14 protein-coding genes are annotated in these 15,478 nt (G+C 61.0%); 8 read left to right on the top strand and 6 right to left on the bottom strand.

What is annotated here, in order from left to right:
• Positions 1-83 precede the first annotated feature (83 nt).
• The gene (locus tag M8997_RS11870; RefSeq protein ID WP_250020006.1) at positions 84-1,160 is read right to left on the bottom strand and encodes a LacI family DNA-binding transcriptional regulator; all 1,077 of its coding nucleotides are present in this window, start codon (positions 1,158-1,160) and stop codon (positions 84-86) included.
• 131 nt (positions 1,161-1,291) lie between these two features.
• Between M8997_RS11870 and M8997_RS11865 the strand changes: the two genes are divergently transcribed.
• The 3 genes from M8997_RS11865 (at position 1,292) to M8997_RS11850 (ending at position 4,972) form a co-directional block, all read left to right on the top strand.
• The gene (locus tag M8997_RS11865) at positions 1,292-2,134 is read left to right on the top strand and encodes an ABC transporter substrate-binding protein (RefSeq protein ID WP_250020005.1); all 843 of its coding nucleotides are present in this window, start codon (positions 1,292-1,294) and stop codon (positions 2,132-2,134) included.
• A 95-nt stretch (positions 2,135-2,229) separates the two neighbouring features.
• Positions 2,230-3,774, top strand: a complete 1,545-nt coding sequence (locus tag M8997_RS22200) for an amino acid ABC transporter permease/ATP-binding protein (RefSeq protein ID WP_305884372.1) — start codon at positions 2,230-2,232, stop codon at positions 3,772-3,774.
• A 46-nt stretch (positions 3,775-3,820) separates the two neighbouring features.
• On the top strand, positions 3,821-4,972 hold the full coding sequence (locus M8997_RS11850) for an FAD-binding oxidoreductase (protein ID WP_250020004.1): 1,152 nt from the start codon (positions 3,821-3,823) through the stop codon (positions 4,970-4,972).
• 133 nt (positions 4,973-5,105) lie between these two features.
• On the opposite strand, the gene M8997_RS11845 is transcribed toward M8997_RS11850, so the two are convergent.
• Both M8997_RS11845 and M8997_RS11840 read right to left on the bottom strand, forming a co-directional pair.
• Positions 5,106-5,993: a PfkB family carbohydrate kinase gene (locus M8997_RS11845; protein ID WP_250020003.1), complete on the bottom strand. Its 888-nt coding sequence runs from the start codon at positions 5,991-5,993 to the stop codon at positions 5,106-5,108.
• A gap of 239 nt (positions 5,994-6,232) precedes the next feature.
• On the bottom strand, positions 6,233-7,321 hold the full coding sequence (locus M8997_RS11840) for a LacI family DNA-binding transcriptional regulator (protein ID WP_250020002.1): 1,089 nt from the start codon (positions 7,319-7,321) through the stop codon (positions 6,233-6,235).
• A gap of 261 nt (positions 7,322-7,582) precedes the next feature.
• On the opposite strand from M8997_RS11840, the gene M8997_RS11835 reads away from it, so the two are divergent.
• The 3 genes from M8997_RS11835 to M8997_RS11825 all read left to right on the top strand — a co-directional run bounded on the left by M8997_RS11835 (position 7,583) and on the right by M8997_RS11825 (position 10,222).
• Positions 7,583-8,428: an ABC transporter substrate-binding protein gene (locus M8997_RS11835; protein WP_250020001.1), complete on the top strand. Its 846-nt coding sequence runs from the start codon at positions 7,583-7,585 to the stop codon at positions 8,426-8,428.
• A gap of 88 nt (positions 8,429-8,516) precedes the next feature.
• Complete coding sequence (locus M8997_RS11830) at positions 8,517-9,434, top strand: amino acid ABC transporter permease (protein WP_250020000.1); 918 nt, start codon at positions 8,517-8,519, stop codon at positions 9,432-9,434.
• Positions 9,434-10,222, top strand: coding sequence for an amino acid ABC transporter ATP-binding protein (locus tag M8997_RS11825; protein WP_305884371.1), 789 nt, complete (start codon positions 9,434-9,436; stop codon positions 10,220-10,222). The genes M8997_RS11830 and M8997_RS11825 overlap by 1 nt, the downstream gene beginning before the upstream one ends.
• A 4-nt stretch (positions 10,223-10,226) precedes the next feature.
• On the opposite strand, the gene M8997_RS11820 is transcribed toward M8997_RS11825, so the two are convergent.
• From M8997_RS11820 to M8997_RS11810, 3 genes are read right to left on the bottom strand one after another with little or no spacing between them, the layout of a single operon-like run.
• The gene (locus tag M8997_RS11820) at positions 10,227-11,165 is read right to left on the bottom strand and encodes an ornithine cyclodeaminase (protein WP_250019999.1); all 939 of its coding nucleotides are present in this window, start codon (positions 11,163-11,165) and stop codon (positions 10,227-10,229) included.
• 10 nt (positions 11,166-11,175) lie between these two features.
• On the bottom strand, positions 11,176-11,886 hold the full coding sequence (locus tag M8997_RS11815) for a GntR family transcriptional regulator (protein ID WP_250019998.1): 711 nt from the start codon (positions 11,884-11,886) through the stop codon (positions 11,176-11,178).
• Positions 11,887-11,904: 18 nt separating this feature from the next.
• A complete protein-coding gene (locus M8997_RS11810) occupies positions 11,905-12,906 on the bottom strand; it encodes an SIS domain-containing protein (RefSeq protein WP_250019997.1) in 1,002 nt (333 codons plus the stop codon).
• 148 nt (positions 12,907-13,054) lie between these two features.
• Between M8997_RS11810 and M8997_RS11805 the strand changes: the two genes are divergently transcribed.
• Entirely contained in the window at positions 13,055-14,539 is a 1,485-nt protein-coding gene (locus M8997_RS11805; protein ID WP_250019996.1) for an FAD-dependent oxidoreductase, read from the top strand.
• 98 nt (positions 14,540-14,637) lie between these two features.
• Complete coding sequence (locus tag M8997_RS11800) at positions 14,638-15,477, top strand: sugar phosphate isomerase/epimerase (RefSeq protein WP_250019995.1); 840 nt, start codon at positions 14,638-14,640, stop codon at positions 15,475-15,477.
• Position 15,478 lies beyond the last annotated feature (1 nt).

Genomic DNA, 15,478 nt, shown 5'->3' with positions numbered 1-15,478 from the left:
CAACTCACTCGTTTGCTTTCTTCTATGTGTGCGATGATACCTCGCCTAGAATCTGGGCCTGCGCAATAGCCCGTGGCCGGCGTTTACCTTCCGGAGGGTGGTGGTGGCCCTACCGAGCCGCGTTCTATAATCGATGTCTGGAGCACCACCCTTTCCGGCGGCCGTTTTTCCCCTTTCAACCGCCGGATAAGAAGTTCCGCCACCATCTTGCCGAGGGCGTAGACCGGCTGGTCGATGACCGTGATCGGCGGGCTCGTGACGCTCGTCCAGTCAGCATTGTGGAATGTGATGAGTGAAATATCCCTGGGGATGTGTAAGCCCATGTAACGAATGTGCCTGAATATCTCCAGGGCAACGAGACTGTCAGACGCCAGAATCGCGGTCGGCCTGTCAGCTTTTGACAAAAGCGCTTGGATGATCGTACGCGTTTCCTCGGGGCTGGTCGCGCCAAGCCGGACGAGACGTTCAGGCGTCTCGATACCAGCCTCCCGGCACACTGAGAGGAAACCTTCGACGCGTTCTCGCACCGAGGACGTATAGACCTGTTCGAGGTCACGATACTCGTGCCGGTCGGAATCGACCGCTGTCACATAGGCGATGTCGCGGTGGCCCGCGGCCGTCAACATCCGTGTCGCCCGCATCGCTGCTTTCCGGTCATCTACCGTGACGGTATCGACCTGGAGATCGGGCAAGGCGCGGTCGAGCAGGGCCAACGGCCGACCGGAGCGATGAATATCGCGCAGATGCGCGATGTCACGAGACTCCGCCGGCGTCACGATCAACCCGTCCACGCGCTTTCCCATCAGCACGCGCACGGCGCTCTTCTCCGCCTCGATCTGCTCCCCCGAATTTGCCAGAATGACGTTGAGGCCGGCGGCGCGCGCCGCATCGCTGATGCCGCGCACGGCGTAGCTGAAGAACGGGTTTTCGATATCGCCGACGACCACACCAATAATCCCCGACTTGCCGGTCGTCATACTGCGAGCAAGCTCGTTAGGCCGATAGTCCAACGCTTGGGCCGCGGCCATGACTTTTTCATATACTTTTTCGCTGAAAACCCCGTAGCCGCCAAGAACACGTGCGGCCGTCGCCTTCGAGACCTTCGCCTCGCGCGCAACATCGCTGACGGTAACGGAGCGGGCTTTGCCTGAATCTTTCATGTATCGAAGCACTACAGGAGACATTGACGGCAGGTCAATCAAGAACTAATAATTGATAATGAGACCGGTATCAATCGTGATGAGACCGGTCTCATTATATAAAAATAACAGGGTTTCCAGAGGAGAAGAACATGAGCAAAATCGGCATTTTCGCACCCTTGCTTTCGCCCATTCGTAGCGGGGTGATGGCGTTGACGCTTCTATCCGTTAGCTTCGGAGCGGTCGCACAAACCCCTGCCGCCGAAGGCAATCCCTACAATCTGATCGACCCAAAGGTGATCAGCGTCGGCACGATGGGAGATTCCAAGCCTTACGCCTTCACTACGGCAGAGGGGGAATTCACCGGCTTCGATATCGAGTTCTTCCTCAATGTAGCCAGCCGCCTTGGATTTCAGAAAGATCAGGTCATCTTCACCGGTCAGGAATTTGCGGCGCTCCTGCCTTCCGTGGCCAATGAGCGCTTCGATGTCGCCGTTGCCGCGATCGGTACGACCGACACGCGCAAGAAGACCGTCGATTTTTCTGACGGCTATCTCGCGGGTTATCTCTCGGTGCTGACGCCGGATACAACGATCACCTCCGCCGATGGCCTGAAAGGCAAACGGCTCGGCGTGGTGCAGGGAACGCTGCAGGAAACATATGCTGAGAAGAATTTCGGGGAAGCCGACATCGTCAAATTCCCCGATAACAATTCCGCCGTTTCGGCTCTCAACAACGGGACCATCGATGCGCATTTTCTCGATTATGAGGCTGCCAAGCAATATGGCGACCGCTATTCCGATCTGAAAATCGCGGTCAATATTCCGTCTTTCGACGCTCCCGCCGGTTTTGTCGTGCGCAAGGGGAATGAGGCATTTCGTGAGGCACTGAACGGCGCCCTTCATGCCGCGATGCAAGATGGAACCTGGAAAAACCTGTATGAAAAATGGTTCCCCGGCTCGCCGATGCCGGACGCTTACCTTCCCAAGCAATAGACTCATGCCGGTCTTTGCCATGGGCGGACGCAGGACCAAGCGATAGCTCGTCCGCCCGCACAGGGCACTTGGGGCACGACAGTAAAGGGGATTAAATGAACTGGCTTGAGAACCTGCGCCGCAGTTTCCTCGACTGGGAGGCGATGGCGGCGGTACTGCCGAACATGATCACCATCGGACTGAAAAACACGTTGATACTGGCAGCGGCCTCCACCGTGCTTGGGGTGGTCATTGGCATGGTGCTCGCTGTGATGGGGATCTCGCAGTCGCGATGGCTGCGGATACCAGCTCGTATCTATACCGACATCTTCCGTGGGTTGCCCGCGATCGTCACCATTCTTCTGATCGGCCAAGGCTTCGCTCGCATCGGTCGCGAACTCTTCGGACCGTCACCCTATCCGCTCGGCATCCTTGCACTTAGCCTGATCGCCGGTGCCTATATGGGAGAGATATTCCGCGCGGGCATCCAGAGCGTCGAACGCGGGCAGATGGAGGCGTGCCGGGCGCTCAGCATGAGTTACGGCCAAAGCATGCGACTGATCGTGATACCGCAGGGGATCCGGCGCGTGCTGCCGGCGCTCGTCAATCAATTCATCGGCAACGTAAAGGATTCGAGCCTCGTCTATTTCCTTGGCCTGCTTGCATCCGAACGCGAGATCTTCCGTGTGGGACAGGACCAGGCGGTCGTCACGGGCAATCTGTCACCACTGCTTCTGGCCGGCGTTTTCTATCTCGTCATCACAGTGCCGCTGACGCATCTCGTCAACTATATTGACGACCGCCTGAGGCTCGGCAAGCAGCGCGGAGGTGGACCCATCACGAGCGGTCTTGCCGAATTAAGCGAATTGGACGATTCCGGCGCCAATGCCACGGGTCAAATATCCGGGCACCGTAGCGAAACCCGACCCCAGTTCAAGGGTGGCAGCCTCCAGATCAGCGATCTCGCTATGGCTTATGGCGATGTTGAAGTATTGAAAGGCGTCAATCTTACCGTCAGGCCGGGCACCGTGACTTGCATCATCGGTCCGTCGGGTTCGGGCAAATCGACCTTGCTGCGGTGTATCAACCGGCTAGTCGAGCCGAGGGCCGGCGACGTGCTCCTCGATGGGGTGAGCATTCTGGCTATGAAGCCGGAAAGACTGCGCCGGCGTATCGGGATGGTATTCCAGCACTTCAACCTGTTTCCGGACCACACGGCCCTTCAGAACGTCATGCTAGCGCTCGTCAGGATCAAGGGCATGCCCCGGCAGGAAGCCCAACGGATTGCCGAGGCGCGGCTTGCCGATGTGGGGCTCGCTTCCCGCCAGCACCACCGACCTGGCGGCCTTTCGGGCGGCCAACAGCAACGCGTGGCGATTGCTCGTGCTCTGGCGATGGATCCGGAAGTCATCCTTTTCGATGAGGTAACGAGCGCGCTTGACCCCGAACTGGTAAAAGGCGTGCTTGACCTGATGGCAGATCTCGGGCGGCAAGGCATGACCATGGTCGTCGTCACGCACGAGATGGGCTTTGCCCGAAAGGTCGCTGACCAGGTCGTCTTCATGGATGAGGGCCGGGTAATCGAAGCCGGCACGCCATCCGCCATTTTCGACAATCCCGGCAGCGCACGGCTAAAACGCTTCCTGGCCGAGGTCCTCTGATGAACCAGGCCGTGATGATCTCACGAAAACCGCATAGAACGACAGAATGAAAGTACACGACATGAATTCACTCTCTCCAACGTCGAAGCCCGTTTCCAGAGTCATCGTCATAGGAGGCGGCATTTTCGGCATCTCATCGGCTGTCCACCTTGCCCGCCTCGGCATCCCGACGACGCTCGTCAATAATGGCCCCGTCGCGAACGGTGCGTCGGGGCGCTCGCTCGCCTGGCTCAACTCGTCGCGCATGCGTTCGGAAGCGTATCATCGTCTGCGCATGGTAGGGATCGACCGCTATCGGACATTGGCCGCGAAATATCCCGATGCGTCGTGGCTGCGCTTCGAAGGAGGACTCACATGGGACGCCGATGACAGCACCAATGAGATCGCCGACGTTTATGCCCACGAGCGGCTCATTGGATATGACGCACAGCATGTCGTGCCGGACGGAATCGCGGCGGTCACTCCCGGCGTCGATGCCCGGGCTGTGACGCGGCAAGGCGCTCTATTCAATCCCGGCGAAGGCTGGGTCGATCTGCCGTCGCTGATTGAGCTTTTACTGGAAGAATTCCTGGCGCGCGGCGGCAAACTCGTCTCCGATTCCGGCCGTGCCGAGGTGGTGATCAAGGATGGACGTGCCAGCGGGGTTATGACTGCCAGTGGAGCGAGCTTCGAAGCGGATGCCGTGTTGCTGGCGACGGGTCCGGATGTCCCGCGCATGGTGAAAAAAGCAGGACAGCACATTGCCGATGCCACACCGATCGCGCTGCTCGTGCGGACGACGCCGGGCCAGCACGACTTGCGTGCGGTCCTCAACACGCCTCGCGTGGCGATCAGACCGACACCGACAGGCGGCCTCGCGCTCGATTCCGCCTGGTCAGAAGAAGAGGTAGTCACGCGGCCGGACGGTAGCTATGAGGTGAAAAACTCGACGCTGCAGGGCTTGCTTGATGAGGCCTCGAAAGTCCTGCAAGGCAATCCGACACTGGAAATTGAAAGCTATGGCGTTGGCCCCAAGCCTATTCCGGGTGACGGCGATCCGGTTTTCGGGGAACTAAAAGATATTCCGGGCTACTACGTCGCATTCAGCCACAGCGGAGCCACGCTTGGGCTTATCGCCGGAGAGTTATTGGCCGGGGAGATCGCCAGCGGCAACCGGCATCCACTTCTGGATAGCTTTCGCCCCGAACGGTTCGGATAACGCGAATTCGGGGCCAGGTATCCAGGGTTCTCTGGTCCGGCCAACCACCTGAAAATCGAACTTTCAGGTGGTTGGTGGTGAAAAGATCGAGATTTTTTGGCGGGGCGAACAAGTCCTGCTTCCAGATATCCCGCTAGGCTTCTTCGGGTGTTCGTGCGGGGCGGGTGGTGCGATAGACCTCTTCCAAGCTCATCATGTTTGAAAGGTCGACGCTCATGGGAGCCCCGTGACCGAAGGCACCGCGCATCAGGCACGTTTGCGCGGCGGCTTCCGCGGCTTTTGTTAAGACGGCCTCTGGCTGGACGCCGTCAAGTAGGCCGACGAGGACGTTGGCAATATAAGTGTCGCCGGCTCCCAGCGTGTCGATAGCATCGACCGGCTCAGCCGGAACTTCTACGATGCCAGTTTCGCCGGCGAGAAGAGCGCCTTCGACGCCGCGGGTGACGAGGCACCAGCGGGCCCCGGCGGTGCGGGCACATTCAGCCAGCACCAGCGCCTCCTTGCGGGTGGCGCTGCCGGCGGAAAACGCGATCAGGAAGCAATGCGGTGCCACTTGGGCGATACGTTCGGGATCGTGGACAGTAGCGAGATCGTACGAGATCTTTGTCAATTCGGCAAAGCGGGGCAACCAGGCGTCGACATGGCTCGATCGGCCTGTATGAACGGCATCGAAATCCGAAAGCCGCGCCAGGTCGGCCCGCGACGGCGCGATTATCGAGACGCCGAGATTGGCGCCAACGAAGACGCGGTCGCCGTCTTGTGTCTCGATCACGCAATAGGCGGTCTGCCCGGGTTCAATCCGCAGCGATGCCACGTCAACGCCTTCGTCGATCAGGGCCCGTCGGATCAGGGAACCCGCATCGTCATCGCAAACGGCTCCCACATAGGCCGTTTCGGCGCCGGCGCGGTGGGCAAACACTGCATGGTTGATGCAGTTCCCGCCGGGAAACATCAGGTTCTGGTCGCGATAGCAATCGACAACATTGTCACCGAAAGCGAGAATTCTAGCGGGACGCGGCATCGGGAGGACCTCCTGAGAACAAAACTGAGAACGTTCTCAATTACCGAGCTACATCGAAAAAGGCAACTGGTTCCTACACGGGGTGCGCCGAAAGTGGGCGTGAGTGCTGGAGAAGGAAGGGAACGGTCCGCGCCTGTCGGAAGCAAGCCGCTGGTGCCGCCTTTCCGAGAAGCGTTGAACAGAAACGGCATCGGCCTTCACGCGCAGGTTCAATTCTGTTCCCGTTGCGTCTTGCCGGATCAGAGTTGGGTGACGGAGCCGCGTTTGATCAGTTCAGCGGGCATAAGTACGGTGCGCGGCGGATAATCCTCGCCGTGGATGCGCTCTAGGAGCATGCGCGCGGCGGCTTCGCCCATGGCGAGCCGTGGCTGCGCAACGGTGGTGATGCCAGGACGGTGAAAACTCATCCAGTCGAGATCATCGAAGCAGACGATCGAGACATCCTGGGGAATCGAGAGCTTCAGGTCGGCCAGCGCCCGCATGGTACCCTCCGACATGGTGCCGTCGGTGGTGAAGAGGGCGGTCGGCGCCTCGGGGGCTGTCATAAGGCCGGGCACGACGGCGTGCGCGGCCAGGGCGGAATAGCTCCCGGCCCTAAGCGTCAGGCGCGGATCGATGGCCAAACCCTCGATCCGGTGCGCGCGGACATAGCCGAGAAGACGCTGCCAGCTCGGGTAGAGCATCTCGCTTTCGATGGGATCGCCGGCGATGGCGCGGGTGAGGAAGGTCTCCAGCCCGCCGTCTTTCTCGTCCACCAGTTCCGCCACGATGCCGATCCGGCGGTGGCCGGCGGCGATCAGGTGGCGCACGGCCTGTTCGGCCGCCGCGATGTTGTCGGTCGCGACACGATCGACCATCAGGCCGGCGACGGCGCGATCGATCAGCACGAGTGGAACGCCCATGGCCTTGAGATTGTGCAAATGCCGCGCCTTGCGCGTGTCGCTCGGGGTGACGATCAGCCCATCCACCTGTTTCTGAGCGAGAAGCTCCACCGAACGGACTTCCTTGGTCTGGGCTTCGTCGCTGTTGGTGATCAGCAGGCCGAAGCCGTTGGCTTCCGCGACGTTGGAAATACCGCGCAGGACCGAAGCATAGAACGGGTTCTGGATATCGCCCGCGACGACCCCGAGCGTGCGGGTCTTGCCGGTGATGAGGCTGCGCGCCAGCGCGTTGGGCCGGTAGCCGAGGCTCTGAGCGGCCTTGAGCACCTGTTCTTTCTTGTCATCGCTGGTATAGCCGTAGCCGCCGAGCACGCGCCCAGCGGTCGCCGTGGAAACGCCGGCTGCCCGCGCGACATCCGTAATCGTTGCCTTGCTTTTCGGAGCCACGCGGCAATTCCTCTCACATTTTTGCCCTGCCGAAATGAGAATCTTATCATGTCCGGTTCGGAGAAAATGGCAGCACTTTTTAGGTGTTACCAGATAGGCGGCGATTTTCAATGCCTATAACCGCCGTTACGTGCGAAAACGGTGCTTGACGGGGAAGCAATGTCCGTGTCTCATATGTGAGAACGTTCTCGTGACTTTTATAAGGGGAACCGGAGAGCGCCATCCCGAGCCCGCTGGGTTCGCTAAAACAAGGAGGTCGTCATGTTGAAATCCATTCTGGCCGGATGCGTCCTGAGCGCGATCCTGGCGATGCCGGCGCTGGCCGATGTCATTCCGGCTTTGCACGATGCGCTGCCGCAGGAATACAAGGACAACGGCATCAAGGCCGCCGTCTTCAACGACTGGGCGCCGGACGAGTATCAGGATGCCGACGGCCAGCTGAAGGGCTGGAGTGTCGATATCGCCAAGGAGATGGAGCAGCGCCTCGGTGTGACATTCACGTTCGAGGGCACGAGCTTCGACGCCATCGTTCCGGGCTTGCAGTCCAAGCGTTTCGACGCTGGCTTCTCGTCTTTTGGCACCACGGCGGAGCGCCTGAAGACGCTCGATTTCGTCTCGCAACGCCGTATCGGCACCTCCTTTGCCTATCCGAAAGACAGCACGCTCGACATCAAGTCGGCCTCCGACGCCTGCGGGTTGACGGTCGCGGTACTCAACGGCTCATGGGATATCGGCCTTCTCGAAAAGCTGAACGCCAATGAGTGCAAGAACAAGCCGGTTGTCATGCAGACGCATGGCACGCAGGCGCAGGCAGAGCTTGCCGTGCGCTCCAACCGGGCGCAGGCGACCGTGGGCGGATCGGTGAAGCTTACCTATATGGCAAAGCAGACCGGCGACCTCAAGGTATCCGATCTGGTCCTGTCGCCGGTCAACAGTTGCATCGGCGTGCGCAAGGGCGACCCACTCGGCCAGGTGCTGACGGACACGATCCAGTCGATGATCGATGACGGCACCTACGAGAAGATCATGACCAAGTGGGGCCTGAACGACAGCGGCATGCTGAGCAAGGCACTGTTGATCACGGAAGAGCATCCGGCCGATCTCTGAAACAATTGTCTGCCCTATGCAAAACCACTTCTGGCGAAGCCTGTTTCGGGCCGGATCGGACAGCTCAAGACGACAGCAAGGAATGACGATGTCTGAAAAACCACACTCGCGCCCCTCCATCCATGATGTGAAGCCTATTGCGCTGCCAAAGGTCGGCCACTGGATCGGCGGTGTGGTGCTTGCGATATTCGCCGTCGTCTTCCTGCAGGTGCTTGTCACCAACAAGAACATGCAGTGGAACGTCGTCGCCGAATATATGTTCAGCCCAGCCATCCTCTCCGGTCTCGGCATGACGCTGCTGTTGACGGCGCTCGCCATGGTGCTGGGGCTTGCAATCGGCGTCGTACTCGCCATCATGCGCCTGTCGGCCAGCAGCGTCTTCCAGTCGGTCAGCTGGGGCTGGATCTGGTTTTTCCGCGGCGTGCCGCCGCTGGTGCAGATGATCTTCTGGTATAATCTGGCCTTGCTCTTGCCGGAGATATCGATCGGCATTCCTTTCGGCGGGCCGAAGCTCTTTTCCTGGAATACCAACGAGCTCATCACGCCGTTCAGCGCCGCCATCATGGGCCTTGCCTTCACCGAGAGCGCCTATGCCGCGGAAATGATCCGCGCCGGCATCCAGGCGATCAATGCCGGCCAGACGGAAGCCGCCGCCACCCTCGGGATGACCCGCGGCCAGACGCTTCGCCGCATCGTGTTGCCACAGGCATTGCGCATCGTTATTCCGCCCATCGGTAACGACACGATCTCGATGCTGAAATTCACCTCGCTCGTTTCCGTACTGGCGTTGCCCGATCTGCTCTATTCCGCCCAGATGGTCTATGCGCGTACCTATCAGACGGTGCCGCTGCTATTAGTCGCCACCGTCTGGTACCTCGTGCTCACCACCGTCCTGACGGTCATCGAACATGCCGTCGAGCATCGATTGAAATCCGAACATCACGCGGGCAAGAAGAAATCCGGCGGCATGTTCCGCCTGTTCGCGCACCAGCAGGAGACCCTGTGATGAACACCGAGCCGACAGTCCAACCCCTGCTGAAGGTCGAGCGCCTGCGCAAGAGTTTCGGCACCCATGAGGTGCTTCGCGGCATCGATGTCGCGGTGATGCGCGGCGACGTGACCTGCATCATCGGCCCTTCCGGTTCGGGCAAGAGCACGCTGCTGCGCTGCCTCAACTATCTGGAAAAACCTACGGGCGGCGCGGTCTTCCTCAATGGCGAGCCCGTCGGCGTGCGCTGGAAGGGCGACAAGCTCCTTGAGATGAGCTTCAACGAGCTTGCACGCCAGCGCCAACGTATGGGCATGGTGTTCCAGGGGTTTCATCTTTTCCCGCACAAGACCGTGCTTGAGAACGTCATCGAGGCACCGTTGCTCGTCAAACGCGTGCCGAAATCAGCGGCGGCGGAAGAGGCGATGGCACTCTTGGAGCGCGTCGGCATGAAGGAGCGCGCACACTATTATCCGGCGCAGCTTTCCGGCGGACAGCAGCAGCGTGCGGCGATCGCTCGCTCGCTGGCGATGAAGCCCGATGTCATGCTCTTCGATGAACCGACCTCGGCGCTCGACCCGGAGCTTGTCGGTGAAGTTCTCGCCGTCATGCGCCAGCTTGCCGACGACGGCATGACCATGGTCGTCGTCACGCACGAAATGGGCTTTGCTCGGGATGTCGCCGACCACCTGATCTTCATGGATGGTGGGGTGATCGTAGAGCAGGGCCGTCCGGCGGACGTGCTGACACGCCCGCAGCATGATCGCACGCGAGCTTTCCTGGCGCGGGTTCTGGCTGACGCGTGACGCGTCAGCCGAGTGTTTGCGAAAGCGCGGCGGCGGTGAATAGGTCGAGATGCGCGCCGCCGTTATTCTTGAACACAGTGATCTGATCGGCGCTGGTGCGGCCTTCTTTCTGACCCTGCACAAGTTCGAAAAGGTCGGCTTTCACGGCGTCCCAGGTGATCGCGCCTGAAGCGACGGCCTGCGAAAGATCGCCGCCGCCCTGCATGTTGTTGCGGCTGTCGACGAAGATCGTGCCACGCGTCAGGGCCGCATCGTCTGCTTCCCGAAGCGTGGGCAGATAGGCCCCGACAAGATCGAGATGGGTGCCGGGTCGCAGCAGCGCACCCTTGATCAGCGCCGTATCCGACATGGTGACGCAGGATACCACATCGGCGCGGCTGACAGCGCCATCGAGGTCGTCGCTGACCGTCGCGTCAAGGCCTTTTTCGCGGAGCTGGGCTGCGACGGCCGCGGCGCGCGCCGTGGTGCGGTTCCAGATCGTGACGCGGCTGAGCGATGGGCGTGCCGCCAGATGCGCCGCGGCAAAATGCGGCGCAAGCGCACCGGCGCCGACGATCAGAAGATCTTCCACGTCCTCGCGAGCGAGAATGGCGGCGCCGAGTGCGGAGTCGGCGGCCGTCTTGCGCGCCGTCATGGCCGCACCGTCGGCTGCAAGGAGCGGTCCGCCGGTTTTACCGTCAAACAGCGCCACAAGCCCTTGAACGGCCGGTTGCGGTGGTTGCAGGTCTGCGTTCTGTGGAAAGACACCCACCATCTTCACGACGATCGGTCCGCCCGGCGCCCAGCCGGGCAGGGTGACGAACTGGGCGCCGCGGCCTGCGGGATCGGACTGCACCACAACCTCGGAGGCGGGCATCGGCCCGAGATGCGCCTTGCGCAATGCCTCGATCAGAAAAGGCCAGGGGAGTGCCGCGTGAACGGCGGCGGCGTCAAAGATGTGCATGTCGAACCTTTCAGGACTTGATCGTGTAGGTGACCAGATGGCTTGGAGTGATGAGTTGCGACAGGGCGAGCGGGCGCTCTTCGGCGTCGGTGACGATCTTTTCGATCCGGTAGACCGGCTGGGTGGCCGTCACGGCCAGAATGGCTCGCTCACTGGCCGAGGCAAACCCGACATCGATCTGCCGCTCCGCATGGGCCGGCTCGATGCCAGCCTTGTCCCGCAAGGAGGCGAAGAAGGAGCCTCCGGCGGCAACCGGTTCGATCACCTGCGAAAAGCGCAACGGGTCGAACCAGAGCGTTTCGAGCGTCATCGGCAGCCCGTTATCCTCCAGCAATCGGTCGAAGCGGATCAGTGCTCCGGCCTGCAACCGGGCTTGGATGGCCGGAGCTTCGGGGTTGTCGACGCGCGCGAGGATGCGGTGGCTGGCCTTTCGGCCGAGCCCATCCATGGTCTCCGAAAAGCCGGACAACGAGACGAGCGTCTGGCGCATCTTGCCCGGCATGACGATGGTGCCGCGGCCCTGCTGTCGCTGCAGGCGGCCATCGGCGCAAAGCTCGCCGATCGCGCGCCGCAGTGTGATCCGGCTGACGCTATAGCACGCCATCAGCTCTGGTTCGGCGGGCAGGAAGCTGCCTTCCGCGAACTGGCCGGTTTCGATGCCGGCCAGAAGCGAGCGGCGGACCTGTTCATAGAGCGGCAAAAGGTTTGATTGGTCTTTCATCCGCTCTTCCAGGCTTTCTCAGTAGGTGATCTTCTTCATGTAGCGCCGCGCCTCAAGCATTTCGTGATTGCGCAGCTCAGCAATCTTATAGGCGAAACGCCAGAGCGTGTCGAAGAAGATCAGCGGCACGACATTGCCCTGGAATTGCGGATCGATGCCCGAAAGATCAAGCTTTTCGGCGTCGAGAACCAGAATGTTCTCAGCCGAACCGAAGCGATGCAGGAATTCGTCGGCGCGTTGTTCCAGCGGCCGTGTGCTGTCGAGACCCTTCATGAGGATGAAGGCGCGATCCTTATCGAGCACCTCGAAGGGACCGTGGAAAAACTCGTTGGCATGGATGGCCTGGCTGTTGATCCACTGCATCTCCATGAGCACGCAGATGGCGAAGGAATAGGCCGCGCCGTAGCTCGCACCGCTGGCGACCGTATAGACCACGTCTTCCTTGGCGAAGCGCGGCGCATAGTCTTCGAAGACAGGCGCGAAGGTGGCATGCGCACGGTCGATGGCAGGCTGCAGGGCGGCAAGGCTACCGATCAGTGTTTCGGTGAGATTCTCGCCGCCGGTGAGCGCAACGAGGCCCATCACAATCTGATATATCCGCGAATAGTTGCTGTTCTTCGCGTCGATCGGCACGCCGGTCGTGTAGGGTGCCTCAAAGCCGACCACATGATCGACGGCCCTGCCGAGCGGGGAGGCAGGCTCGACCGTCAGTCCGATCGTGGTGGCGCCCCTCGACCGGGCAAATTCGGCCGCAGCTGTGGTTTCTTTCGTGGTGCCGGTCATCGAGCAGAGAATGACCAGCGAATTCTTGTCGAGCGACCGCGGTGCGCGGGCGACGAACTCAGCACCATTGTAGACATCCGAGGGCAGCGGTGCGTGCTGGTCGAGGAGGAACTTGGCCGGATACATGATCGACAGCGAACCACCGCACGCGACGAAGAAAACATGTTTCAGCGAATTTGCATCGAGGGCGGAGAGCGCGGCGGTGACGCCGGCGTCAAAGGCGGAGGGGAGGGGCATGGTCGAACCTTTCTATATGACGTTATAATACGTATTATATTTCTCAAGGTAACGTCAAGCGGACTTGACACCATCGGTAAAATTTTGCGAACGTTCTCATATTCTGCGTCAAAGAATGGTGCGCTTCGGCGTTGGACGGGAGTTGAGCGTGACCCAGATTTACGACACCGTGGTTGTTGGCGGCGGCATCATTGCGGCGGCGGCGGGCCAGCATCTGGCGGCGGCGGGCTATCGCACGCTGCTTGTCGAGCGCAATGACTATGGCTCTGGCACCTCCAGCAAGTCGTCACGATTGCAGCACTGCGGGCTCGGCTATCTCTCGGCTGCCAGCGGATCGCTCGCTGCGTTTTTCGCCCGGCCGCGCAGCGCGATCGAGTGTCTGAGCCTCATGCGCCGCTCGATGCAAGGGCGGGCGGAGTTCGTGCGCATGGCGCCCGAGCGGGTAAAGCCCGTCACCTTCATTGTTCCGCTGACGCCGGAAAACGCCATTCCCCGCTGGAAGGCGCGGCTCGCCTTTCGCCTGATGGCGGCGAGCGACGGCGGTCAGGTGCCGCTCAATCTTCGCATCCTGTCGGCGAGAGAAGCACGGGCACATCCGGCGCTTCAGGGCATGGCTGGGCTGCAGGACATTCGCGGGGCGATGAGTTTTACCGAATACCAATATCATTGGCCGGAGCGCATCGTCGTCGATACGATCATGAAGGCGCGGGCAATCGGCATGGAGGCGCTGAACCATACGGCAGTGACGGGGCTGGCGCGGCAAGGCAGCCTCTGGAGGGTGACGCTGACGACCGCCGGGGGTTCGCAAGATGTTCTGACCCGCGCAGTCGTCAATTGCGCCGGTGTCTGGGTCGATGAAATCACCACTCTCGCCGGGGCGCCACATCTGCGCAAAAATACTGGCGAGAAGGGCACGAACATCGTTGTCCGCCTGCCAGAGAGCCTGCGCGGCTTCGGTTTCGAGACCGTGACCGCGGCGGGCGCCCCTTTCTACCTGATCCCCTGGGGCGAGCTTCATTATGTCGGGCCATGGGATGCCGTCTCGGATGGCCGGCCGGAAGGGTTTCGCGCGACGGAGGCGGAGATATCAGCCATTCTCGATCAGCTCGGCCGCCTGTTTCCGGGTTTCGGTCTGAACCGCGAAGACGTGCTCTATGCCTGGGCCGGCGTGCGGCCGCGCAGCCTTGCCAGGGACGGCAGGAGTTCCGCACCAACCGTCCGCGAGCATGATCTGACCGATGAAGGCCTGCCGCATGTCTTCACCTTCACCGGCGGTCTGCTGATGACACACCGCGACGCCGGGCGACGGCTGACGCGTGCCGTGCATCGCCGGCTGCAGCCATCCGGCCCATCGCATCCGCTCGATACGCCATTGCCGCCGCTTCCGAATATGGATCATGTCACGGAAGCATCTGTCGCCCATGCTGTCCTCAATGAGCAGGCGCGCACACTTTCAGACATCCTGCGCCGCCGCCTTTCCGTGGGCTGGGAGGCGGATCTTGGCCGGCGCCACGCGGAACTGGCCGCGGAATTGGCCGCGCCGCATCTCGGCTGGAGGCGGGAAGAGGCGGAGGCGCAGGTGGCCGCATTCATCGAGGAGACGACGACCGAATTCAGTCTTCGGATGCCGTAAGGCGGCAACAGTACTGGAAGGCCTGCAATTCTGAAAGAGAACGTTCTCATAAAACTGGCGAAAATCACCGCATCGGCGGCACTGGAGGAGTACGAATCTTGGCACTCAATGAACGCAGTATCAGCGTGATGAATTTTCACTATGTCAGGCATACGCTGGACCGGTTTCTGGCCGATGTCTGCGAGGCCGGTGTCTCCCGCATCGAGCTTTGGGCCGCCGCGCCGCATTTCTATATCGGCGATAAGACGCTGGCCGACGCACGTATGTTGGGACGAAAGGTGCGCGGAATGGGCCTCGACATTGTCGCCTTCACGCCGGAGCAGTGCATCTACCCCATCAACATTTCAGCAAAGGAACCGGAACTGCGCGACCGCTCGCTGCGCTATTTCCTCGAGTCGATGGAATTTGCCGTCGAATGTGGTGCTCCGGCGCTGCTGGTGACGGCAGGCGGCGGCTATCGCGACGAGCCGGTGGAGCAGGCGCTGGAGCGCTGCGTCGATTCTATGGGCACGCTTTGCGACCGCGCCCGGAAGCTTGGCATCAATCTGTGGATGGAGTCGTTGCCGGATTCCTTCGCAAACATCGTCCGCTCGGCCAGGGAAATCTGCGAACTGATGGACAAGCTGGACAGTCCCGTGCTCCACGCGGTCTATGATGTGGCTGGCGCAGTGATGACCCATGAGACGCCGCAGGATTATTTCACCCATCTCGCCGGCCGCGTCGCCCATGTGCATTTCACGGATTCAGATGCCGGCGGCAGCCATCTCGCTTGGGGCGACGGCATAATCGATCTCAACCAACTGGTAGCCTATCTGCGCAGCCAGAACTACGAAGGCTCGCTGACGGTCGAGCTGACCAACTGGAAATACAATGTTGATCCCACGCCCCCCTTGAAGCAATGCGTCGAGGCCATGCGCAAGGCCCTCGGTCCGGCATAGG

Origin of the sequence: Phyllobacterium sp. 21LDTY02-6, assembly GCF_023554255.2 — a bacterium.
Classification (GTDB): Bacteria; Pseudomonadota; Alphaproteobacteria; order Rhizobiales; family Rhizobiaceae; genus Phyllobacterium.
The sequence above is the reverse complement of the archived record's forward strand: the minus strand, read 5'-3'. Positions and strand labels throughout refer to the sequence as shown.